Source organism: Sphingobium fuliginis, from assembly GCF_015074805.1.
Taxonomy (GTDB): domain Bacteria; phylum Pseudomonadota; class Alphaproteobacteria; order Sphingomonadales; family Sphingomonadaceae; genus Sphingobium; species Sphingobium fuliginis.
Genome location: NZ_CP060035.1, coordinates 1,419,012 through 1,440,541 on the forward strand (window position 1 = coordinate 1,419,012; position 21,530 = coordinate 1,440,541).

20 protein-coding genes and 2 tRNA genes are annotated in these 21,530 nt (G+C 64.4%); 12 read left to right on the forward strand and 10 right to left on the reverse strand.

The window, feature by feature from the left end; genetic code table 11:
• Positions 1–160 precede the first annotated feature (160 nt).
• Positions 161–1,774: a trigger factor gene (tig, locus tag H5V43_RS06580; protein ID WP_099185743.1), complete on the reverse strand. Its 1,614-nt coding sequence runs from the start codon at positions 1,772–1,774 to the stop codon at positions 161–163.
• A gap of 69 nt (positions 1,775–1,843) precedes the next feature.
• Positions 1,844–1,928: transfer RNA gene (locus tag H5V43_RS06585), tRNA-Leu, on the reverse strand.
• 145 nt (positions 1,929–2,073) lie between these two features.
• Between H5V43_RS06585 and H5V43_RS06590 the strand changes: the two genes are divergently transcribed.
• The 3 genes from H5V43_RS06590 (at position 2,074) to H5V43_RS06600 (ending at position 3,960) form a co-directional block, all read left to right on the forward strand.
• Positions 2,074–2,265, forward strand: coding sequence for a hypothetical protein (locus H5V43_RS06590; protein WP_044662444.1), 192 nt, complete (start codon positions 2,074–2,076; stop codon positions 2,263–2,265).
• Between the two features lie 146 nt (positions 2,266–2,411).
• Entirely contained in the window at positions 2,412–3,017 is a 606-nt protein-coding gene (locus tag H5V43_RS06595) for a sigma-70 family RNA polymerase sigma factor (protein WP_048575718.1), read from the forward strand.
• A complete protein-coding gene (locus H5V43_RS06600; RefSeq protein WP_025549202.1) occupies positions 2,935–3,960 on the forward strand; it encodes a FecR family protein in 1,026 nt (341 codons plus the stop codon). Before H5V43_RS06595 ends, H5V43_RS06600 begins: the two co-directional genes overlap by 83 nt.
• Positions 3,961–4,129: 169 nt before the next feature.
• Here H5V43_RS06600 and H5V43_RS06605 read toward each other — a convergent pair whose 3' ends face one another.
• Complete coding sequence (locus tag H5V43_RS06605; RefSeq protein ID WP_025549201.1) at positions 4,130–4,828, reverse strand: NAD-dependent deacylase; 699 nt, start codon at positions 4,826–4,828, stop codon at positions 4,130–4,132.
• A gap of 187 nt (positions 4,829–5,015) precedes the next feature.
• Here H5V43_RS06605 and dapB point away from each other — a divergent pair, with 187 nt between their 5' ends.
• The 4 genes from dapB (at position 5,016) to H5V43_RS06625 (ending at position 7,067) form a co-directional block, all read left to right on the forward strand.
• Positions 5,016–5,780 carry a 4-hydroxy-tetrahydrodipicolinate reductase gene (gene dapB / locus H5V43_RS06610; RefSeq protein WP_025549199.1) on the forward strand — a complete coding sequence of 255 codons (765 nt, stop codon included), beginning with the start codon at positions 5,016–5,018 and terminating at the stop codon, positions 5,778–5,780.
• A 6-nt stretch (positions 5,781–5,786) separates the two neighbouring features.
• On the forward strand, positions 5,787–6,437 hold the full coding sequence (gene nth, locus H5V43_RS06615) for an endonuclease III (RefSeq protein WP_025549198.1): 651 nt from the start codon (positions 5,787–5,789) through the stop codon (positions 6,435–6,437).
• 95 nt (positions 6,438–6,532) lie between these two features.
• A complete protein-coding gene (locus tag H5V43_RS06620) occupies positions 6,533–6,916 on the forward strand; it encodes a hypothetical protein (protein WP_025549197.1) in 384 nt (127 codons plus the stop codon).
• Between the two features lie 74 nt (positions 6,917–6,990).
• Positions 6,991–7,067 (forward strand) — tRNA-Arg (locus H5V43_RS06625).
• 14 nt (positions 7,068–7,081) lie between these two features.
• Here H5V43_RS06625 and H5V43_RS06630 read toward each other — a convergent pair.
• From H5V43_RS06630 to H5V43_RS06645, 4 genes are all read right to left on the reverse strand, one after another.
• Positions 7,082–7,567: a methylated-DNA--[protein]-cysteine S-methyltransferase gene (locus H5V43_RS06630; protein WP_025549195.1), complete on the reverse strand. Its 486-nt coding sequence runs from the start codon at positions 7,565–7,567 to the stop codon at positions 7,082–7,084.
• An 81-nt stretch (positions 7,568–7,648) separates the two neighbouring features.
• Positions 7,649–9,049, reverse strand: a complete 1,401-nt coding sequence (locus tag H5V43_RS06635; RefSeq protein ID WP_099185728.1) for an efflux transporter outer membrane subunit — start codon at positions 9,047–9,049, stop codon at positions 7,649–7,651.
• A 5-nt stretch (positions 9,050–9,054) separates the two neighbouring features.
• Entirely contained in the window at positions 9,055–12,231 is a 3,177-nt protein-coding gene (locus tag H5V43_RS06640; RefSeq protein WP_025549194.1) for an efflux RND transporter permease subunit, read from the reverse strand.
• 3 nt (positions 12,232–12,234) lie between these two features.
• Positions 12,235–13,395, reverse strand: a complete 1,161-nt coding sequence (locus tag H5V43_RS06645) for an efflux RND transporter periplasmic adaptor subunit (protein ID WP_099185727.1) — start codon at positions 13,393–13,395, stop codon at positions 12,235–12,237.
• A 118-nt stretch (positions 13,396–13,513) separates the two neighbouring features.
• Between H5V43_RS06645 and H5V43_RS06650 the strand changes: the two genes are divergently transcribed.
• Entirely contained in the window at positions 13,514–14,101 is a 588-nt protein-coding gene (locus H5V43_RS06650) for a TetR/AcrR family transcriptional regulator (protein ID WP_025549192.1), read from the forward strand.
• Between the two features lie 131 nt (positions 14,102–14,232).
• Positions 14,233–14,397, forward strand: coding sequence for a hypothetical protein (locus H5V43_RS06655; RefSeq protein ID WP_165363355.1), 165 nt, complete (start codon positions 14,233–14,235; stop codon positions 14,395–14,397).
• Positions 14,398–14,410: 13 nt separating this feature from the next.
• Here H5V43_RS06655 and H5V43_RS06660 read toward each other — a convergent pair whose 3' ends face one another.
• The 3 genes from H5V43_RS06660 to H5V43_RS06670 form a co-directional block, all read right to left on the reverse strand.
• The gene (locus H5V43_RS06660; RefSeq protein WP_193666794.1) at positions 14,411–17,302 is read right to left on the reverse strand and encodes a M16 family metallopeptidase; all 2,892 of its coding nucleotides are present in this window, start codon (positions 17,300–17,302) and stop codon (positions 14,411–14,413) included.
• A 136-nt stretch (positions 17,303–17,438) separates the two neighbouring features.
• Entirely contained in the window at positions 17,439–18,824 is a 1,386-nt protein-coding gene (locus H5V43_RS06665) for a DEAD/DEAH box helicase (protein WP_025549191.1), read from the reverse strand.
• Between the two features lie 249 nt (positions 18,825–19,073).
• Positions 19,074–19,544 (reverse strand): pyridoxamine 5'-phosphate oxidase family protein, encoded by a 471-nt coding sequence (locus H5V43_RS06670; RefSeq protein WP_025549190.1) that lies wholly within the window; start codon positions 19,542–19,544, stop codon positions 19,074–19,076.
• A gap of 114 nt (positions 19,545–19,658) precedes the next feature.
• Between H5V43_RS06670 and H5V43_RS06675 the strand changes: the two genes are divergently transcribed.
• The 3 genes from H5V43_RS06675 to H5V43_RS06685 all read left to right on the forward strand — a co-directional run bounded on the left by H5V43_RS06675 (position 19,659) and on the right by H5V43_RS06685 (position 21,437).
• Entirely contained in the window at positions 19,659–20,231 is a 573-nt protein-coding gene (locus H5V43_RS06675) for a NifU family protein (RefSeq protein ID WP_025549188.1), read from the forward strand.
• 100 nt (positions 20,232–20,331) lie between these two features.
• Positions 20,332–20,961: a tRNA (adenosine(37)-N6)-threonylcarbamoyltransferase complex dimerization subunit type 1 TsaB gene (gene tsaB / locus H5V43_RS06680; protein WP_025549187.1), complete on the forward strand. Its 630-nt coding sequence runs from the start codon at positions 20,332–20,334 to the stop codon at positions 20,959–20,961.
• Positions 20,958–21,437: a GNAT family N-acetyltransferase gene (locus H5V43_RS06685; RefSeq protein WP_025549186.1), complete on the forward strand. Its 480-nt coding sequence runs from the start codon at positions 20,958–20,960 to the stop codon at positions 21,435–21,437. Before tsaB ends, H5V43_RS06685 begins: the two co-directional genes overlap by 4 nt.
• The last annotated feature ends 93 nt before the right edge of the window (positions 21,438–21,530 follow it).

A 21,530-nucleotide genomic window follows, 5' to 3' on the forward strand; every position in this document is an offset into this window, starting at 1 on the left:
TGGAATCCTGCCTTGGCAGGAGTTCGACTCCCCCCGATCCTGCCCCCTCTCGACATGAACGGACCTCATTAACATTTCGTCTGCCATGCCGCGCCCGAAATGAAAAGCGCCCGGGCTTCCTTGCGAAGCCGGGCGCTTGTCCAGTCAGACCGAAAAGGCCTTATTCAGCCTTGGTGGCAGCCTTCTTGGCCGGAGCTTTCTTGGCCTTGGGCTTCTCCTCGGCAGCGGCTTCCTCAGCCACGGCCTCATCCTTCTTGGCGGCGGCCTTCTTGGCCGGAGCCTTCTTGGCCGGGGCCTCTTCGGCGGCAGCCTCGGCCGGAGCCGCTTCCTCGGCCTCGGCAGCCTTCTTCTTCGGCGCAGCCTTCTTCGCCTTGGGCTTTTCGTCATGATCATGGTCATGATCATGACCACAGCCCGGACCGTGGACGTGCGGCTTCAGATCGCCATCCTCAGCCTCGATCGCGGCTTCCAGCTCTTCCCGGCTGACGGCCCGGTCGGTGATCTCCGCCTTCTCGAACAGGAAGTCCACCACCTTGTCCTCATAGAGCGGCGCACGGAGCTGCGCGGCCGCCATCGGGTCCTGACGCACATATTGCACGAAGCGCTCGCGGTCCTGCGGGCTGTACTGCTGGGCTGCCTGCATGATCAGGCGGTTCATTTCCTGATCGCTGACGACAACGCCATTGGCCTGGCCGATTTCCGAAAGCAGCAGGCCCAGGCGGACGCGGCGCACGGCGATGGCGCGATAGTCTTCCTTCTCCGCTTCCATCTCCTTGAGGGCCGCTTCGGGGTCTTCCTCATGGCTGGCTTCGTGCTGGAGCTGCGCCCAGATCTGGTTGAACTCGGCCTCGACCATGCTCGGCGGCACGTCGAAATCGTGGGCAGCGGCGAGCTGGTCGAGCAGCTTGCGCTTCATATGGGTGCGGGTCAGGCCATTATGTTCCTGCTCGATCTGGCCCTTCAGCAGTTCCTTGAGCTTGTCCAGACCCTCCAGGCCCAGCGACTTGGCGAAATCATCGTCCAGCTTGGGCTTGTCGGCATTCAGGATCGCCTTGACGGTGATGTCGAAGGTCGCTTCCTTGCCGGCGAGGTGCGCAGCGCCATAATCTTCCGGGAAGGTGACGGTGATGGTCTTCTCGTCACCCTTCTTGACGCCGGCAAGCTGCTCCTCGAAGCCCGGGATGAACTGGCCCGAGCCGATCTTGAGCTTCACGTCCTCGGCCGAACCGCCCTCAAAGGCCTCGCCGTCGATCTTGCCGACGAAATCGATGGTCAGCGTATCGCCGTCCTTCGCCTTGTGGCTGGCGGCATGCTCTTCCAGCGCGCCCTGCTGGGTCGCGATGCGGCCAGCGGCTTCATCCACCTGCGCATCAGCGACCTCGACGGTCAGACGCTCCAGCTTCAGCCCTTCGATGCTCGGCGCCGCGATCTCGGGCAGCACTTCCAGCTCGACCTTCACCTCGGCGTCCTTGCCGAATTCGAAGGCCTCGTCCAGCTCGACCGAAGGCTGCATCGCGGGGCGCAGCTTCTGGTCAGCGATCAGCTTCTGGATGCTGTCCTGGATCGAGCTGTTGAGCGCATCGCGCTGCAGCGATTCGCCATGCATCTTCTTGACGAGGTTGGCGGGCACCTTGCCGGGGCGGAAGCCGGGCATGCGGACCTGCGGCGCGATGGCGGCCACTTCCTTTTCCACGCGGGCGTCGATGTCCTTCGACGTGATGGTCACGGTGTAGGCGCGCTTCAGGCCCTCGTTCAACGTCTCGACAGTCTGCATCTCTTCTCTCAAACGCTTTCTAAAGCTGAATTTCGTTGGCGCCTGCGCATCCTATAGAGTCTGGCGCACTGGTGCGGGCGAAGGGACTCGAACCCCCACATCTTGCGATACCAGAACCTAAATCTGGCGCGTCTACCAATTTCGCCACGCCCGCATCGGTCGCCGGTCGGCGCGGCATAGAGAAAAGCGACCCATGAAGCAAGGCCCAGAGGTCCAGCCTGTGGATAACCGGTGGATAAGTCCGAACGGAACCCATCCGCCCGGCCGGGCGTAACCCCTCATATCAAGGAGAGACAGCCATGGCCACCCACCCCGACCCGGCGCCCGACGGCGTGCCGCCCCCCGACAGGATCGACCCTCAATCGCCGCCGGAAACCCCTGCGCCCCTCACGCCCGACGAAACCCCCGCCGGCGAGCCGCCGGAAATCGTGCCCAATGGTCCCGATTTCGACCAGCCGGACAGCGCGCCGCCCGAACTCCCTCCCGTCTGATCGACATTTTGGTCACAGACCGCGGGTTTTCCACAGAAACGGGAAATAATGCCTGCGCAATCGCTGGACAGGCCCCTGCATCCATGATTGAACTATGACAAACAGATGAATTCGGGAGAGGCGCGGCTGACAGCAAGGGGGTCATCGTGCACAGGGTTCGCGCTAAGCTGGAATGGTTCAAGACAGTGATCCTACCACAGGAAGCTGCTCTCAGAGGGCGCCTCCGGAGGATCCTGCCTGCCAATCAGGAACTGGAAGACATGGTCGCGGAGGTACTCGCCCGCGCCTATGCCACTGAAAATTGGGAAAATGTGACGACCGGTCGGGCTTATCTCTTCACCATAGCCCGCAATCTGGTGATCGACACCGCGCGCCGTAACAAGGTGGTGAGTTTCGAAACCATTGCCGACCTGGAACTGCTGCAGGGCGAAAATAATGTGGAGGCTCAGCTTCACGCCCGCGAGGCCCTGCGCCAGGTCGAGACGATCGTCGATTCGCTTCCGACACAATGCCGCCGGGTCTTCATTCTCCGCCGTATCCATGAAAAATCGATGCTGGAAATAGCGGAGGAAATGTCCCTGTCCGTTTCTACAGTTGAAAAACATCTGGCCAAAGCGATCGCAATAGTTATGCGGGCCTGGGCGGAACGTGAGGAAACGGATTTCGAACGTGCAGGCGTCGGGACCAGATTCGGGCTACGAAAGCAGGGACAAGATCGAGGCGGAAGCCGCGCGCCTGCTGGCAAGGCTTAATGGCGATCCTCGTCCCGAGGTCGAAGCGGAAATCTGTCGCTGGGTCGAAGCCGATCCCCGTCATGCCGTAGCGTTCGCGCGGGCCGAAGCCGCTTGGGAAGCGGCCGAACGGCTCAAGAGCGCGGCCGCCGAAGTCAACCTGCCCCCGCTGGAAGCCATCGTCAGCGAGGAACAGCAGCGCCGCCTGTCGCGCAACATCATGATCGCCGCCGCCGTCGCGGTGATGCTGTTCATCGTCGCTGCCATCGTCACGGTCCGCACCTTCAGCGGCGTCGACCATTATGAAACGCGGATCGGCCAGATCAGCGACATCGCGCTGGACGACGGCTCCACCCTGCATCTCAACAGCGACAGCGCCGCCGAGGTCCGCTTCACCGATCATGGCCGCAAGGTCCGCATCCTGAAGGGCGAAGCCTCTTTCGACGTCGCCCACGACCGCTCCCGCCCCTTCGACGTCGAGGCCCGCTCCGCCGTCATCCGCGCCGTCGGCACCGCCTTCAACGTGCGGTTGCGCCCTTCATTGGTCGAACTGACCGTCACGCAGGGCACCGTCACGGTGCATTCCGGCAACGATCTGGCCCAGCAGATCAGCGCCGGCAGCGGCGCCGTCATCCAGCCGCGCAGCGTGTCGCTCACCCATCTCGACTCGCGCTTCATCGGCCAGCGGACCGCCTGGCGCGAACAGATGGTGGAACTGGACGGAGAGACCATCGAACAGGCCGCGAGCGAGTTCAACCGCTACCGTGCGGCGCCGATCCTGATCGGGGACACCCGGGTCTCATCGCTCCGCATCGGCGGCCGCTTCCGTATCACCGACAGCAAGGAATTCCTCTCCGCCCTGCAACTCAGCCTGCCCATCCGGGTGGTCGCCGGACAGGACGGCTCGGTCATGCTGCTCTATCAGGATGAGCCGGAGCCAGCGGACAATGCCGCCGGCGAATAGGAGCGGGAAGCAAAACACTCCCCCTCATCCGCAGACATTATCGCCATGGTCCCCCGGCCTCTCACCCCATCATCCGGACGAACGCCGGGATCTCAGGCGAGATGGCACGACCGGACCGCAGAAGAATCCGCTTTCGGTCCAATGGCCATGCGAAGCGGCCCGTTCCGGACTACCCCAATAATTCCCGCACCAATTGCGGCACCAGGATACTCGCCGCCCCCATACGGCTTTCCTCGAAATAGAAGCTGCCCGCTGATGGCTCCAGATTCAACTCCAGCGTCCGGGCGCCCACATGGCGCGCGGTCTGCACGAATCCCGCCGCCGGATACACCGCCCCGGAAGTGCCCACCGAAACGAACAGGTCGGACCGCCGCAAGGCATCGTCGATCAGATCCATCCGATAGGGCATCTCCCCGAAGAAAACGATGTCGGGGCGCAGGGCCGGACGCCCGCACCCGTCGCAGGCCGAGCCGGGGGGCAGAGCCGGCGTCCATGGCACCGCCTTGCCGCAAGCCGCACAGAGCGCCGACCGCAACTCGCCATGCATGTGGACCAGCCGCTTCGCCCCGGCCCGCTCGTGCAGATCGTCCACATTCTGCGTGACGATCAGCAGCTCGCCCGGCCATGCCGCATCCAGCGCCGCCAGCGCCTCGTGCGCGGCATTGGGCTTCACCTCGTTCAGCCTGGCCCGCCGCTCGTCATAGAAGCGATGCACCAGCGCGGCATTCCGCGCCAGAGCTTCGGGCGTGCACACATCCTCGACCCTATGCCCCTCCCACAGGCCATCGGGCCCGCGAAAGGTGGCAAGGCCGCTTTCCGCCGAAATTCCCGCGCCGGTCAGGATCACGATATTGCGAATGTCGTCCATCTCTTCTTCCGGCGCCATGGTTGCATGTCATGGCTATGCCGCATTCGGGATCATCCGGACATCGTTTTTGCAGAACGGATCATTGGCTTGGCCTCACCAGCCATTTATCGTCCATTTCCGTACCGCGGGGATGACAAGCCCGGCCCGTTCTGGCATCGGCCATCCGACCTTTCAGGGAATGAGGCTGATGACACGGATCGGGATTTTCGGCGCGGCTGGCCGCATGGGACGCGCCATCGCGCAGGTCGCTCAGGAGGCTGGGCTGGAAATCGCCGGAGGCACTGACCGCGGTGGCGCGGGAGAGCTTGCCCCCGGCATCGCCATCACTGCCGATCCGCTTGCCCTGGCCGAGCAAAGCGACGTGCTGATCGACTTTTCCGTGCCCGCCGCCCTGTCGGCCCATCTGGACGCCTGCATTGCGGCGAAGAAGCCGATCCTCATCGGCACCACCGGACTGGAATCCGCGCACCATGCGCTGATCGACGAAGCGTCAAAGCAAGTCCCGATCCTCCAGACCGGCAATACCTCTCTGGGCGTCAACCTGCTGGCGGCGCTGGTGGAACAGGCTGCGGCGCGCCTCAACGACGATTGGGACATAGAGATCGTCGAAATGCACCATCGTCATAAGGTCGATGCGCCTTCCGGCACTGCGCTGTTGCTGGGCGAAGCCGCCGCGCGCGGGCGCGGCATCGCTCTTGCCGACCATAGCGAACGCGGGCGCGACGGTATCACCGGCGCACGGGCCAGGGGTGCGATCGGCTTTGCGGCATTGCGCGGCGGATCGGTGGCGGGTGACCATCAGGTGATCCTCGCGGCCGAGGGCGAGCGGATCGAAATCGGCCATCGCGCCGAAAACCGCGTCATCTTCGCGCGGGGCGCGGTGAAGGGGGCCGAATGGCTGATCGGCCAACCCGTCGGCCGCTACGACATGAAGGGCGTGCTGGGCCTGTAAACGCCGATGAAGAAGGACCAGATCTTCGATTTCTTCAGCCGCCTCGCTGAAGCCAATCCGGCGCCCCGAACGGAGCTGGAATATGGCAATGTCTATCAGTTGCTGGTCGCGGTGCTGCTTTCCGCGCAGGCGACGGACGTGGGCGTCAACAAGGCGACCCGCGCGCTCTTCCGCGATGTCCACACGCCGCAGCAGATGGTGGAACTGGGCGAAGAAGGCCTGAAGCAGCATATCAAGACCCTCGGCCTCTTCAACGCCAAGGCGAAGAACGTCATCGCCCTGTCCGAAATCCTCCTGCGCGATTTCGGCGGAGAAGTGCCGCAGGATCGCGATGTCCTGACCACCCTGCCCGGCGTCGGGCGAAAGACCGCCAATGTCGTGGTCAACACCGCGTTCGGGCAGGAAACATTCGCGGTCGACACCCACATCTTCCGTGTCGGCAATCGTACCGGCCTCGCGCCGGGCAAGACGCCGCTTGCCGTCGAACTGAAGCTCGAGAAAAACGTTCCCGGCCCCTTCCGCCGCGATGCCCATCACTGGCTGATCCTGCATGGCCGCTATGTCTGCAAGGCGCGAAAGCCCGAATGCTGGCGCTGCATCGTGGCCGACCTCTGCCGCTTCAAGCCCAAGACGCCCGCGCCCGGCACCAGCCCCTGATTATTGCGCGGTTCAGCCGCCGCGCGGTAGAAGGAGCGACAGGACGGATGACGGGTTCCCGCGACGTCATCCGGACAGTCAACAGGAGAGACGATATGTCTGCCCCCCTTATCCGCCAATTCGCCCTGGCCGCGGCACTCGCCTGCACGGCTGCCCCTGCCCTAGCCGGGAAGGCTCCGGCCAATCTGGTCCCCGCCGGCAAGCCGGTTGATTGCGTTCAACTGAATGCGATCCGCTCCACCGAGGTCCGCGACGACAGGACCATCGATTTCATCATGAACGGCAACAAGGTCTATCGGAATATCCTGCCGATGAGTTGCCCCAGCCTGGGTTTCGAGCGGCGCTTCCTCTACAAGACCAGCTTGTCCCAGCTCTGCTCGGTGGACATCATCACGGTGCTCTATCAGACCGGCGGATTGCAGCGTGGACCGAGCTGCGGCCTTGGGAAATTCCAGCCGATGCAGAAAATGGCGAAATAACTTTGGCCTGAGGCGATTTTGATGCTGGCGCGAGCGATTGGGCTTTGCTAAGCGGCCCTTCGCACCAGCGACACGCACCCATAGCTCAGCTGGATAGAGCGTTGCCCTCCGAAGGCAAAGGCCAGAGGTTCGAATCCTCTTGGGTGCGCCATTTTCGAATGGATGTCAGAGAAATTTTGTCTCCAGACCAAGCAGATAGCTTTTGGCCTTCAAGCCGCCTGCAAAGCCCGTCAGTGCGCCGTTGGCGCCCACCACCCGGTGGCACGGCGCAATGATGGAAATCGGGTTGCGCCCATTGGCGGCACCCACTGCGCGGCAGGCGGACGGTCTCCCGATCTGACGGGCAATATCGGCATAGCTGCGCGTTTCTCCAAAGGGGATGGTCAGCAGCGCGGTCCAGACGCTTTTCTGAAAATCCGTGCCGTTGAAATGCAGCGGCAGGTCGAACGTCTCCCGCTGCCCGGCGAAATATTCATTCAGTTGCCGTCCCGCTTCCTCCAGCACCGGATGATTGCCCCTTTCGGTCCGCTGCCCCATGGGCACCCGCCGGGGATCGTCATCCTGCCACAGGACCGCCGCCAGTCCCGCCTCGCACGCGACCAGCGTCAGTTCACCGACGGGCGATGCCAGCGTCCGATATGCATAAGTCATGCCCTGTCCTTTCAACCCTTTGCCGACGCCAGCATGGGGCATGACATGCATGGCCGCCTTCCCGCCGCTTGCGGTCAAAGATCATTTCAGGCCGCCACCCATCGCGCGATACAGTTCGACCATGTTCGCGGCGCGCGCCAGCCGTGTCGCCAGCAGGCTCTGTTCGGCATTATAGAGCGTCCGCTGCGCATCCAGCGTGGTCAGGAAGGGATCGACGCCGGCGCGGAACCGCGCTTCCGACAGGCGATAGCTTACCCGCGCCGCATCCCGCAGCGATGTCTGCGCCTCCATTTGCTCCGTCATCGTGCCGCGCCGGGCAAGCGCATCGGCCACTTCACGGAAACCCGTCTGCACGCTCTTCTCATAGGTGGCGACCATCGCGTCATAGATGGCCCGCGCATAACGCAGATTGCCCATGTTCCGGCCGAAATCGAAGATCGGCAGGCTGGCGGACGGCACCACCGACCATGTGTCGCTGCCCGACTTGAACAGATTGGACAGGCCAAGGCTCAACGTCCCGAACGCCGCAGTCAGGGAGATATTAGGGAAGAAGGCCGCTCGCGCCGCGCCGATATTGGCATTGGCCGCCAGCAACTGATGTTCGGCCGCCATGATGTCCGGGCGGCGCAGCAAAGCCGTGGAAGGCAGGTCGGCCGGCAGGTTGGAGAGGGTGACGTCGCCATCCGGCATCGCCGCCGGCAAGTCCTCCGCCGCCACCGTCATACCGGCCAGCAGGTTCAGCGCATTCTGGTCCTGCGCCACCAGGGTCGTCGCTTCGGCAATGTCGGACCGCGCCCGGTCATGGCTGGTCTGCGCCTGCCGCACTTCCAGTTCCGACGCGATCCCGTTGGCGAAGCGGGCCTTGGTGAGGTCCAGCGTCTGGCGGAAGGCTTTTTCCAGATCGCGCGCAATCCTCAGCCGCTCCTGATCCGCCGCCATGGCGAGCCAGGCGTTCGCGACCTCTGCGACCAGCGCGGTCTGCGCCGCATTCCGGTTCTCGACCGATGCGAAATATTGTTCCTGCGCCGCCCTGCTGAGGTTGCGCACCCGGCCGAACAGGTCGACTTCCCAGGCCGACACGCCCACGGACGCCGAATAGATGTCCATCCGGCCCGTCCCGACTTGCGAGAAGGGCGTGTCCTGATAGGTGGCGCTGCCGCTGGCGTTCACAGTGGGAAATATGTCCGCCCGCCGCACGCGATATTGCGCCCGCGCCTGCTCGACATTGGCAAGGGCGACACGCAGGTCGCGATTATTGGCCAGCGACGTCTCGATCACCCGCGCCAGGCGGGGATCGACGAAGAAATCCTTCCAGGCCGTATCCGCCGGAACGATCGCCTGCCCCTGCCCAGCCGGATAGGCCGGCCCCTGCGGGCTCCCGCCCGGCACCGGCAAGGCAGGGCGCACATATTTGGGTGCCATGTCGCAGGCCGCGAGCGTCAGCGCCAGAGCAGCCGCCGAGAACGGCTTCATCTTGTTCATTATCCTCATGCCTCCTGCGGACCCAGCCGGGCGCCGCCCTCATGCCCGCCCTGATCCTTGCCATGATGTTCGCGGAACAGCCGCTTCACGACGGTGAAGAAGACCGGCACGAAGAAGATGGCCAGCACCGTCGCGGACAGCATGCCGCCGACCACGGCCCAGCCTATGGCGTTCTGGCCGCCTGCGCCCGCGCCCTTCGCCACCGCCAGCGGCAGCACGCCGAAGACGAAGGCGAAGCTGGTCATCAGGATCGGCCGCAGGCGCAGCTTGCCCGCCTCCAGCGCCGCCCGCGCGGGTGGCAGCCCCTCGCGCATCTTCTCCTCGGCGAATTCGACGATCAGGATGGCGTTCTTGGCCGACACGCCGATGGTCGTGATCAGGCCGACCTGAAGGTAGATGTCGTTGTTGAGGCCGACCAGCATCGCGGCGACCACCGCGCCGAACACGCCCAGCGGCACCACCAGCATCACGGCGATGGGCACGGACCAGCTTTCATAAAGCGCGGCCAGGCACAGGAACACGATCAGCATCGACAGCGCATAAAGCGCCGGCGCCTGCCCGCCGGAGGTCTTCTCCTCATAGGAAATGCCGTTCCATTCATAACCGACGCCTGCCGGCAGCTTGGTCGCCATTTCCTCCATCGCCTTCATCGCCTCGCCGGTCGAAACGCCCGGCGCGGGCGCACCCATGATCTGCATCGACGGCACGCCGTTGAACCGCTCCAGCTTCGCCGGGCCATGGGTCCATTCGGTCGTCGCAAAGGAAGAGATCGGCGCCATCGCGCCGCCGCTTCCCCGCACATGCAGCACGCCGATCGAATCCGGCGTGGTCCGGAACGGCGCATCGGCCTGCACATAGACGCGCTTCACCCGGTCGCGGTCGATGAAGTCGTTGACGTAGCTGCTGCCCATCGCCGTGCTGATCGTATCGTTGACGTCGGACTGGGCGATGCCCAGCGCGCCCGCTGCCGCCTGATCGACGTTGAGCTTGAGCTGCGGCGTATCCTCCAGCCCGTTGGGGCGCACCTGCGCCAGCCGCTTGTCGGCCATGGCCATGCCCAGCAACTGGTTGCGCGCCTCCAGCATCCTGTCATGGCCCAGCCCGGCGCGGTCCACGAGCTGAAAGTCGAAGCCGGTGGCATTGCCCAGTTCCTGCACGGCGGGCGGCACGAAGGCGATCGCCATGCCTGCGGAAATCCGCTGGAACGCGCCATTGGCGCGCAAAGCGATGGCGGACACCTTGTTGTCGGCGCCCTCGCGCTGCGACCAGTCCTTCATCCTAACAAAGGCGAGGCCGACATTCTGGCCCTGGCCCACGAAGCCGAAGCCGGAGATGGTGAAGACGGCGGCAACATTCCGCTTCTCGTCCGTCATATAGTGATCGCGCACCTTCGCCAGCGTCCGTTCGGTCTCCTCCAGCGTCGACCCGGTCGGGAGCGACACCTGGTTGATGATGATGCCCTGATCTTCATCGGGCAGGAAACCGCCAGGCAGGCGCAGGAAGACCAGCGCCATCCCCGCGACGATCAATGCATAGACCAGCATCGTGCGGCCCCAGCGCCGCTCGACCTTCTCCACGGTCGCGCCGTATCGCACGACATTGCGGTCGAAGGTCCGGTTGAACCAGTCGAAGAAGCGGCCGAAGCGCGACCCCAACGGGCCGGTCCAGACATGGCTGTGCCCCCGGGGACGCAGGATCGTCGCGCAGAGCGCGGGCGTCAGGATCAACGCGACCAGCACCGACAACACCATGGCGGAAACGATGGTGATGGAGAACTGGCGGAAGATCACGCCCGTCGACCCGCCGAAGAACGCCATGGGCAGGAACACCGCCGACAGCACTAGGCCGATGCCGATCAACGCGCCGCTGATCTCGTCCATCGACTTCTTCGCGGCTTCCTTCGGGCTAAGCCCCTCTTCCTGTATGATGCGCTCGACATTCTCGACCACGACGATGGCGTCGTCGACCAGCAGGCCGATCGCCAGCACCATGCCGAACAGCGTCAGCGTGTTGATGGTGAACCCCGCCGCATAGAGGATCGCCAGCGATCCCAGCAGCACGACCGGCACCGCAATGGTGGGGATCAGCGTGGCGCGCCAGTTCTGAAGGAACAGGAACATCACCACGAAGACGAGCAGCGTCGCTTCGAACAGCGTGTGGATGACCTGCTCCACCGACAGTTTCACGAAGGTCGAATTGTCCACCGGGAAGTCGTATTTGACCCAGCTCGGGAAGGTTTTCGACAGTTCGTTGACCCGGTTCTTCACGCCTTCCACCGTATCGAGCGCATTGGCGCCCGGCGCCAGCCTTACGCCGAAGCCGGCGGCCGGATGGCCATTGAACCTCGCGCCGAAGCTGTAGCTTTCCGCACCCAACTCCACCCTGGCGACATCTGCCAGATAGACGACCGATCCGTTGCTGTTGCTGCGCAGCCGGATCTGCCGGAACTCTTCGGGGGTCCTGAGGCGCGACTGCGCCGTCACGGTGGCGTTCAGCGCCTGGCCGCGGGGCGACGGCGTGCCGCCGATCTGGCCTGCGGAAACCTGCGCATTCTGGGCGCGTATGGCGGATTTGACGTCGCCGGTGGTGACGCCCAGATTGGCCATCTTATAGGGATCGAGCCAGATGCGCATCGCATATTGCGCGCCCAGCAACTGGGTATCCCCCACGCCGTCGACACGGCTGATCGGATCCTGCAGGGCGGAAGCGACGAAATCGCCCGCATCCTGCTGATCATGAATGCCGTCATCGGCATAGACGGCCATGATCATCAGGAAGGTCGAGGTGGATTTGGTGACGCGCAGCCCCTGTTGCTGCACTTCCTGCGGCAACAGGGGGGTGGCCTGGGCCAGCTTGTTCTGGACCTGGACCTGCGCGATGTCGGCATCCGTTCCCTGCTCGAAGGTCAGGGTGATGGTGAGGTTGCCCGCCGAATCGCTGCTGGACGAGAAGTAGCGGAGATTGTCGATGCCCTTGAGCTGCTGCTCGATGATCTGCGTCGTCGTGCTTTCCAGCGTTTCCGCATTCGCGCCCGGATAGGTGGTCGCGATCGTCACCGCGGGCGGCGCGATCTCCGGAAACTGCGCCACGGCCAGCGAGCGCAGGGCCAGAATGCCGGCCAGCATGATGACGATGGCGATGACCCATGCGAAGATGGGCCTGTCGATGAAATAGCGGGCCATGGCTTAGTTCGCCCCGCCGGCATTCGCCTGCCTGCCCGCCGTCACCTGCTGCGGCGCGCCCGGCTTCACGACCGTTCCGGGCCGCAGGTTCACCAGGCCCTCCACGACCAGCCTGTCTCCCGCCTTCAGCCCCTTGGTGACGATCCATTTGTCGCCAATGGCCCGGTCGGTTTCGACCTGACGCAGTTCGACCTTGTTGTCCGCACCCACCACCATGGCGGTGGCCCGGCCCCGCGCATCGCGGGTGATGCCCTGCTGCGGCGCAAGGATCGCCTGGCTGCGTTGGCCCTCGACCAGCCTGGCCCGCACATACATGCCGGGCAGCAACAGGCCGTCCGGATTGGCGAAAGTCGCACGCAGCGTTACCGCGCCCGAACTGGGATCGACCGTCACCTCGGAAAATTGCAGACGCCCCTCGATCGGATAGACGCTGCCATTGGGCAGCAGCAACTGGACCCGCGCGCCGTCGGCGGCACTGACGCCGCCTGCCTTCATCGCCTGCTTGAGGTCGATGATCTGCGCGGCCGACTGGGTCACGTCGACATAGACGACGTCGGTCCGCTGGATCGTCGCCAGCGGGTCGGCCTGTCCTGCCTGCACCAACGCGCCCGGCGTGAACAGGGAACGGCCGATCCGCCCGGAAATGGGGGCCCTTATGCGGGTGAAATCCTGGTTCACCTGGGCGGCCTGCACCGCCGCCCGCTGCGCGGCGACATCGGCGCGCGCCTGCTGGGCCGAGGCGGCGGCATTGTCGGCCTCCTGCCGGCTGACGGCGTTGATGCCGACCAGTTCCTTATAACGCTGCGCCTGCAGTCCCGTCGCCCGGATCGATGCCTGCGCCCGAGAGAGAGCGCCCTGCGCCTGCCCCAGGGCGGCGCGATAGGGCGCATCCTCGATCTCGTAGAGCAATTGGCCCGCACGCACCACGGCGCCCTCGGTGAACAGGCGGCGGCGGATGACGCCGCTGATCTGGGGCCGGACCTCTGCCGTTTCCACTGCGGCGATGCGGCCAGGAAGCTCGGTCGTCAACGGAGCGTTTTCCACCGTCAATTTCACCACACCGACCGCGGGCGGCGGCGGCGCAGGCTGCTGCTGCTCGCCACAGGCGCCCAGCGCAAGGGCCGACGCGCAGGCGAACAGTCCGACAAAAATCCCCTTTTGCATCGGTCGATGCTCCGTTTCCACTGGTGGCTTCAATTGGAATGAACGTTCATTCCGCTTGCGCGGCAGGTAGGAACATGCCACAATTTGTTCAAGAGTAAAAAAGACGGGACGAAGATTTTTGGCTGCATTGCAACATGAACGGAATGCCAGGGACCGCATATTGGATGCGGCCCGCGATCTGTTCGCCGCCAACGGTTTTCATCAGAGCGCGATGGCCGAGCTGGCTGCCGCGGCGCATGTGTCCGTCGGCCAGATCTACCGGCTGTTCAAGGGCAAGGAAGACATTATCGAAGCGATCGTGAATAGCGATACGCGCGAACGCGAAGCGACGATCCTGAGCTTGCAGAACCGGCTCGAGGCAGGGGAGATCAGCATAGAGCGGACCTTCGAACTGCTGTTGCTGGAGGTGATGGACAACCCGCACGAGGCCCTGTCCTTCGATATTCTGGCCGAGGGATTCCGCAACGCGCGGGTCGCGGGCACGATTGCCGACATGTGCAACGGCCTGCGGAAATCCCTGGGGGATTTCGCCTGCGTCGCAAACCCCGGATTGTCGGGCGAAGCGCTGAAAAGCGCCGAAGAAATGATCCTGGCCTGTTTGTTCGGGTTGGGCCATCGCAGCCTGTCGGCACCGACCATCAGCGCTGAGCGTACCGCCAAATGCGCGGCCTTCATGATCGTCGCCGCGCTTCGCGCCATGGACTGAAGGGGCGGGCTTCGGTCCGGCTCGGCTTCCGGTCAGTCTGCCGCGTTGCAGCAGAAATGCCTGAAATCAGCCGCAACTTTCGGCCGCTGGAAACATTCCTGCCCCCAAATCGTTCCCCCGGGAGGCAAGAAATGGGTATCAACATGTCGTTCGACCGCAGCTATTTCGAGGCGCGGCTGGACCGCAATCGCAGGCTGGCCGCCCGCTCCCGCAATCCGGAAATCCGCGCGATCCACATGGAATATGTCCGGCTCTACAGCCAGTTGCTGGAACAGACGGAGCGCGTCCCGGCCTGAGCCGCCGGTCCGGCTATTGGGCGGCGACGCCATCGGGCAGCACCACCGCAGACCAGCTCTTGCCGGGCACCAGATATTTGGCCGCCAGCGCCTGAATATCGGTTGGCGTGACGGTCAGCATGTCCTGCGCCATGGTCTGCATCGCCTGTACATAGCGCGGGTCGTGGGTAGCGCCCTCCATCTGGTTCATCCAGAAGGCATTGCCTGTCCCTGCCCGCATCAGCAATTGCCGCATCGGCGCGACGGCGCGCTGCAATTCGTCCTCGCTCACCGGATTTTTGACGAGGTCCGCCGCCGTGTCCTTCACCACGCCGTAGAAATAACGGACGCGATCCGGGCGCACCTGGCTCGTCACCAATATGTAACCGCCGCTTTCATAGGAAAATGGCCAGTTGTTCTGGACGCTGGGCGAATAGGCCGCGCCTTCGGTCGAACGCAGCTTGTCGAACAGCCGATCGTTGAAAATCTGCGTCAGGATTTCAAGCTGCCGCGCTTCCTTCGTCAGTGCGAACCCGCCTGCCGTGGGCCATGCCATGACCGCCGCCGCTTGCTCCTTGTCGCCCTTGTGCCGCAGGACCACCGGGCTTTCGACATGGGCGGGAAAGCGCATCAGCTTGTTGGCGGCGGGAACCGGGACATCCACCCGCTGCGGCAGCGCACCGAAGGTCGCCGCCACGGCTGCAATGGCATCGTCCGCCTTCACCTGCCCGAAAATCTGTATCTCGACGGGCCCGGATGCCAGCAGCGGTTCCCATGTGGCGCGGAAGGCTTGTGGAGTCAGCGCGTCGATCTCCGCCCGCGAAGGCGTGCGGAACCGCACATCCCTGTCGTGCAGCAACCAGTTGAGGTCCCGCGCCAGCACGGAATCCGGCGCCCGCTCCATCGCGTCATAGGCGACCCCTGCCCCCGTCTTCACGCGCGCGATCGGCGCGGGGTCCCATCCCGGCGCAAACAGCTTGGTCGCGAACAGCAGCAATTGGTCCTTATAATCCGCCGGACGCGTTACGGCCTGCATTTCAAAGGCATCGTCGTCGATGGCGAAATCCATCCCCATGCGGCGGCCATTGGTCAGGTCATCGAGTTCCCGCTGGCCCAGTTTCCCTATTCCACTCGCCACCAGCGCATAATCCGCCGCCCAGCCCGGCACGGGCCGGGTCGGGGAAAAGGCCTGCTGGCCATGACCGAAGCGGACGTTGATCCGCACCTTCTCCGTTTCCGCATCATTGGCGAACAGGGTCAGCTTGACGCCGTTGGAGAAGACAATGCTTTCCATCCCCGGCAGGCCGATAGGCGTACGCGAAACGACCTTCCCCGGCGCGCCGAGCTTCGGCAGGTCGGCCATGGTCACAACCTTGTCCGCCAGCCGCGCGTTAGTCGCCGCCTTGACCGGCGCGGCGACAGCGGCGGCCAGCTTCGCGTCGACGCCGGGCTGGACCTTGCCAGTGATCAGCTGCGCGCGGAAGACGCCGGCGGAGAAGAGCCGCCGGGTCGAATCCAATATCTTCTGCGGCGTCATGCCCGTCTTGCCGGAGCGGAAGATGTCCAGCGCCGCCTGCGGGCTGACCGTGGTTTCGCGAATGTCGACCGCGCTCACCAGGTCGCTCGCCTGCTTGGCGCCCGCCTCCGTATCGGCATTCTCAACCTGAATCGCGAGTGCGGTGTCCATCTGCGCATATTCGCGGTCGATCTCTATCTGGCTTGGCGGCGCGGCCTTGGCGTCCTCCATGATCGCGCGCACGTCTCCCAACGCCTTTTCCCAATTCTCGCCCGTGGGCACGATGGTGACGAAGGTGCCATCGGCGGACCGGCTGACATCCTGCTGATCCACGCTTGCCTGCAGGAAGCTGCCGCCGCTGCGCGCAACCTGTTCCAGACGGCGGCTGATGATCTGCAGGGCCAGCATGTCGGTCAGCTTGTCCTGATTGTAGACGATGGTGTCGGCATGCGGCTTCCACGGGCGCAGCCAGGCCATGGTGAGGCCGGTGGGCGCGCCGGGCTCCACCGTCACCCTGGTGGCAGGGGCCCTGGGGTCGGGCTCCCCGAAATCGGGTAGCGGCGCGCCCTTTCCGGGGACGGTCCAGGAGCCGAAATTATCCTTGATCAATTGCTCGGCCATGGCCGGGTCGATGTCGCCCGCAATAGAGATCACGGCATTTTCCGGGCGGTACCAGCGCTGGTGAAAAGCTTCCATCTTCGCCGCCGTGACGGCATTCAGCGTTGCCACCGTGCCGATGGGGCTATGGTCGGCCAGCGGCTGGCCAGCGAAGAAATGCCGTCTTGTCGCATCGGAAATCCGCATCTGCGGCCCATCGCTCTCCCGCTTTTCCGCAAGAACCACGGCGCGCTCGGCATTCACGGCGCTCTCGACGATATTGGGGTCGGCCATCATGCCGGCGAGTATCTTCATGCTTTCGCCCAGGCTGGCCTGCGTCGCCTGCGGCAGGTCGAGCGCATAGGTGGTCCCGGTCGGCGTCGTCTGCGCATTGCTGTCGCTGCCGAAGGTGACGCCCAGCCGCTGCCAGATGCGCTTGGATTCCCCGTCGGGTACATGGCGGGAGCCACGGAAGGTCAGATGCTCCATGAAATGGGCATATCCCAGCTCATCGGACTGCTCCATCAGCGAGCCGGCGTCGATCCGCAGCCGGACCGACACCTGACCCGGCGGCACGCCATTGCGGCGGACGGCATAGCGCACGCCATTGGACAGGGTGCCGAAGCGCCAGGCCGGATCGATCGGAACATCGCTGTTCTCGTAGAGCCATGGCCTGACCTGCGCCTTGGTCGAGCCCGGCGCCGTGGATGTGGCAGTCGGGTCCGTCTTCGCCCCCAGAGGCGCGGGCGTTCCCGAAAGCAGCAGGGCAAGGACGGACAGCGAAGCGGCGGAACGCCGGAAGGAAAAGCTCATGGCCGCGCAGCCTAAAGAGATTTTCCTGAATGGCCACTGACAAAGAGGAAGGAACCCCATCTTCCCGCGAAGACGGGAATCCGGTCAAACGGCAGGACTGGGCTCCAGCCTTCGCAGGAGCCCATCATATCTGGGATTACCGCCCGCCGGTCTTCTGCACCGCGCCCTTATGCGCGCCGACATTGCTGCCGCCGCGACGGCGCCGGAAATTCTTCTTTGCCGGCTTCGCAGCTTCGCCATCCGGCCGATGCGCCCGTTCGGTATTGCCGCGCTGCTGCTTCTGCTGGTCCTGATAGCGGCGTTGCCCGTCGGCGCGCCGCGTCTTCTGCTCCGGGGTCTGCTCCCGACCCTTGCGCTGCGGCGCGGCCTTGGGAAGATTGCGCACCACCTCGACGAAATTCTCCGGCAGCGGGACGACGTCCAGCTTCACCTTGGTCGTCCGCTCGATGGCCTTCAGATAAGGCCGCTCGTCGTCCGCCACGAAGCTGATCGCAACGCCCTCCGCCCCTGCCCGCGCCGTGCGGCCGATGCGGTGGACATATTGTTCCGGCACATTGGGCAGTTCGAAATTGATGACATGGCTGACGCCCGACACGTCGATGCCGCGCGCGGCGATGTCGGTCGCCACCAGCAGCTTCACATGGCCATGGCGGAAGGCCTGGAGCGCGGTGGTCCGCTGCGCCTGGCTCTTGTTGCCATGGATCGCCACGGCCTGGATGCCCGCGCCCTCCAGAAAGCGCACGACCCGGTCGGCGCCATGTTTGGTCCGGGTGAAGATCAGCGCGCGGTCGATGTCTTCCTTCTGGATCGTCAGGTTGAGCAGCGCCTGCTTCTCCATCTGGTTGACGAAGGTAGCCTGCTGCCGGACCCGCTCCGCCGTGGTCGACTGCGGCGCGACGCTCACCTTGACCGGATCGTGCAGGAACTGGCTGGCCAGCGCCTCGATCTCGCCCGGCATGGTGGCGGAGAAGAAGAGGTTCTGCCGCTCCTTCGGCAGCAGCTTGGCGATGCGCTTCAACGGGTGGATGAAGCCCATGTCCATCATCTGGTCGGCTTCGTCGAGGACGAAGATCTCGGTATCCTTGATGGTGAAGGCGCGCTGGTCGATCAGGTCGAGCAGACGGCCCGGCGTCGCCACGACGATGTCGACGCCGCGCCCCAGCGCCCGGATCTGCCGGTTGATCGGCACGCCGCCGAACACGACCTCCACGGACAGCTTCAGGAAGCGGCCATAGTCGCGGAAGCTCTGCGCGATCTGCGCGGCGAGTTCGCGCGTCGGCGACAGCACCAGCATGCGGCAGCCCTGGAGCGGCGTCGGCTTGGGATTTCGGGCGAAATGGTCAAGGCTGGGCAGCGCGAAGGCAGCGGTCTTGCCGGTGCCGGTCTGCGCGATGCCGCACAGGTCCTTGCCCTTCAGCAGCACGGGGATGGCCTGCGCCTGGATCGGCGTCGGCGAGGCATATTTCTTGGCGGCGAGCGCCTTCAGGATCGGCTCGGCAAGGCCAAGGTCGGTAAATTGCATGGATGATAACTCACGAATGGGCCCCGGCGTCTTCCGGCACGGCCGGGACGCAAGGCGGGTTACGAAACGACCCGCGTGAAAAGGGAAGCCTCAAAGCTTGGCGCAGACTTTCATTGGCCGGCCCCGATGCCCGTTCGGGCCGAAGCGATCACGCTGCCAATCGCTGGAAGGGGCGTGAAGCCCGCTGCTGCGTTGCAGCGCATATGGCGGGAATGGCGGGAAAAAGCAAGTGGCGGCTTTCGCCTACCCCTACAACGTCACCTCCACATGCTTGCTCCGCATCTCTTCGCGCACGTCTCCGCCGAACATTTGCCGGAACATGCCGCCAAGCGACATGTCGGCACGCCAGATTTCCGCGCGGCCAAGATCGAAACGGAGCATCGTCAGATGCGGGTCCTGCCGTCCGCCGGGATACCAGCTCGCTACGTCATGGGTCCAGTACCGGTCGATCACCGCCGGGTCCGTCTCCTCGACCAGAGTGCCGTCGATGCAGGCGAACAGGAAATGTCCCTTGCCTGCGAACTGGGCCATGGCCGGTCCGCCCCTGGCCAGCCGGTTCTCCCGCGTCGTATAGAACCAGAAGCAATGGTTCGCGCCGGGATCGAGCTGCGCCGTCATGGGCATGCTGTGATCGGGCGACCCTCTCAACCCGACCATCAGGAACGGGCTTTGCGACAATTCCGTCCAGAAGCGGTGGCGGATGTCGGCCTCATTGCTCATCTTCTCTCTCCCTTCGATCTCAGGCGGGACTCAATCGACGGCGCCAAGCGATTTGCGGGAGTCAATTTAGCACGAAAGCTTGATCTTGCGCAGTCTTCTCTCCACATAGCGCGCATGTTGATCGAGACCGAAGCGACGCCCAATCCGGCAACCGTCAAGTTCATTCCCGGCCGCGTGGTCATGGGCATGGGCACCCGCGATTTCGCCACACCGGAAGAAGCGGAGGCTTCACCGCTGGCCGATGCGCTGTTCGGCCTGGGCGACGTGACGGGGGTCTTTTTCGGCGGGGACTTCATTTCCGTCACCATCGCGCCCGGCGCACAGTGGAGCGATGTGAAGCCCGACATCCTTTCGATCCTGCTCGAACATTTCTCCGCCAACATGCCGCTGTTCGCGCCCGGCTCGGCAGGCGAAATCTTCGTCCCCGAGGAGGAGGAATTTGCGGACGATCCGGAAGATGAGGAGATCATCGCCCAGATTCGCGAGCTGATCGACACCCGTGTCCGGCCGGCCGTGGCCAATGACGGCGGCGACATCATCTATCGCGGCTTCGACAAGGGAACCGTCTATCTGCGCATGCAGGGCGCCTGTTCCGGCTGCCCCTCCTCCACGGCGACGCTGAAGAACGGGATCGAACAACTGCTCAAACATTATGTGCCCGAAGTGACGGAGGTCCGCGCCGTCTGAGCGGCGAAACAGTTGGCCGGGAACAATTGGCAAACCCGTGCCGATCGATTAACCGCAGAGCCGGGCATCGCATCGGGCGAGCGGTCAACAGGGGTTTTCTTTGCGCATATTGGTCATCGACACCGCGACACAGGCGCTGTCCGTGGCGCTGCTCGATGACGGAGCGCCCCTGGGCCATTTTCATGAAATCGTCGGGCGTGGCCATGCCGAAGCGCTGCTGCCCGCCATCGCTGCCCTGCCCGACGGCGGCCGGGCCGATGCGATCGCCGTCGATGTCGGCCCCGGCAGCTTCACCGGCGTGCGCATCGGGATCGCCGCCGCGCGGGCGCTGGCGCTGGCCTGGAACATTCCGCTGCATGGCTATGGCGCGCTCGCCATGATCGCGGCCAGGGCGGCGGCAGGGGATCATAAGGACGAGTCCCTGGCCGTCACCATTACCGGCGGTCATGGCGAGTTGTTCTGGCAGGCCTTCTCCACTGACGGGCTTGCGCCCCTCGGCCCGCCTGCCTCCACGCCGATTGCCGAACTGGCGAAGCAATTGACGCAGCCCACGCTCTACGGCACCGGCGCCGAAGCGCTGGTGACGGCGCGCGGCCATGGCACGGCGGTGAGCCTGTATCCCGATGCCGCGGACTATCCGCTGGTCGCCGGGCTCCCGCCGCTCCCCCCCTCCCCCCTTTATTGCCGTGGCGCGGATGCGCGTCCGATGGCGGAACGCGCAGCGTCATGACGCCGGGCCTGACGCTCCAGACCTATGAGGATGGAGAGCGCAACGCGATGAGCGATGCCATGGACGTCATGGTGCGCGCCTTCGACCCGGCCTTTGGCGAAGCATGGACATTGCCGCAGCTCGCCGGGGTGATGACCATGCCGGGAACCTGGCTCACCATCGCCCGGATCGACGCCGCGCCGGTCGGCTTCGCGCTGGTCCGTTCCGTGCTTGACGAATGCGAATTGCTGCTGTTGGCCGTCAGCCCGCTCTGGCGCGGGAGGGGCATTGGCGAGGACCTGCTGCTCGACAGCCTCAGGACGGCGCGCAAGCGGGGCATTACGTCGATGAATCTGGAAGTTCGCGCGTCGAATACGGCAATAAGGCTATATGAAAAAGCCGGGTTCGAATATGTACACCGCCGTCCCGGTTACTATCGCGGCAACGATGGACAACTTCACGACGCGCTAAGCTTTCGTATCGACATGCTTAGATGATTTAAATCCGCCCTTGCAAAACAGAAACCATCGGTATAGCTGACCCATACCGCTCCTGAAATGATTTTCCTCGGGCGGGTCGCGCAACCAATA

Bases quoted from the DNA above. Each gene is read 5' to 3' on its own strand.
- H5V43_RS06655 (WP_165363355.1), top strand. From the start codon at position 14,233: ATGGGTATCAACATGTCGTTCGACCGCAGCTATTTCGAGGCGCGGCTG.
- H5V43_RS06685 (WP_025549186.1), top strand. From the start codon at position 20,958: ATGACGCCGGGCCTGACGCTCCAGACCTATGAGGATGGAGAGCGCAAC.
- H5V43_RS06590 (WP_044662444.1), top strand. From the start codon at position 2,074: ATGGCCACCCACCCCGACCCGGCGCCCGACGGCGTGCCGCCCCCCGAC.
- H5V43_RS06635 (WP_099185728.1), bottom strand. From the start codon at position 9,049: ATGAACAAGATGAAGCCGTTCTCGGCGGCTGCTCTGGCGCTGACGCTC.
- nth (WP_025549198.1), top strand. From the start codon at position 5,787: ATGAAGAAGGACCAGATCTTCGATTTCTTCAGCCGCCTCGCTGAAGCC.
- H5V43_RS06675 (WP_025549188.1), top strand. From the start codon at position 19,659: ATGTTGATCGAGACCGAAGCGACGCCCAATCCGGCAACCGTCAAGTTC.
- H5V43_RS06670 (WP_025549190.1), bottom strand. From the start codon at position 19,544: ATGAGCAATGAGGCCGACATCCGCCACCGCTTCTGGACGGAATTGTCG.
- H5V43_RS06620 (WP_025549197.1), top strand. From the start codon at position 6,533: ATGTCTGCCCCCCTTATCCGCCAATTCGCCCTGGCCGCGGCACTCGCC.
- H5V43_RS06605 (WP_025549201.1), bottom strand. From the start codon at position 4,828: ATGGACGACATTCGCAATATCGTGATCCTGACCGGCGCGGGAATTTCG.
- H5V43_RS06645 (WP_099185727.1), bottom strand. From the start codon at position 13,395: ATGCAAAAGGGGATTTTTGTCGGACTGTTCGCCTGCGCGTCGGCCCTT.
- tig (WP_099185743.1), bottom strand. From the start codon at position 1,774: ATGCAGACTGTCGAGACGTTGAACGAGGGCCTGAAGCGCGCCTACACC.
- H5V43_RS06630 (WP_025549195.1), bottom strand. From the start codon at position 7,567: ATGACTTATGCATATCGGACGCTGGCATCGCCCGTCGGTGAACTGACG.
- H5V43_RS06640 (WP_025549194.1), bottom strand. From the start codon at position 12,231: ATGGCCCGCTATTTCATCGACAGGCCCATCTTCGCATGGGTCATCGCC.
- dapB (WP_025549199.1), top strand. From the start codon at position 5,016: ATGACACGGATCGGGATTTTCGGCGCGGCTGGCCGCATGGGACGCGCC.
- H5V43_RS06665 (WP_025549191.1), bottom strand. From the start codon at position 18,824: ATGCAATTTACCGACCTTGGCCTTGCCGAGCCGATCCTGAAGGCGCTC.
- H5V43_RS06660 (WP_193666794.1), bottom strand. From the start codon at position 17,302: ATGAGCTTTTCCTTCCGGCGTTCCGCCGCTTCGCTGTCCGTCCTTGCC.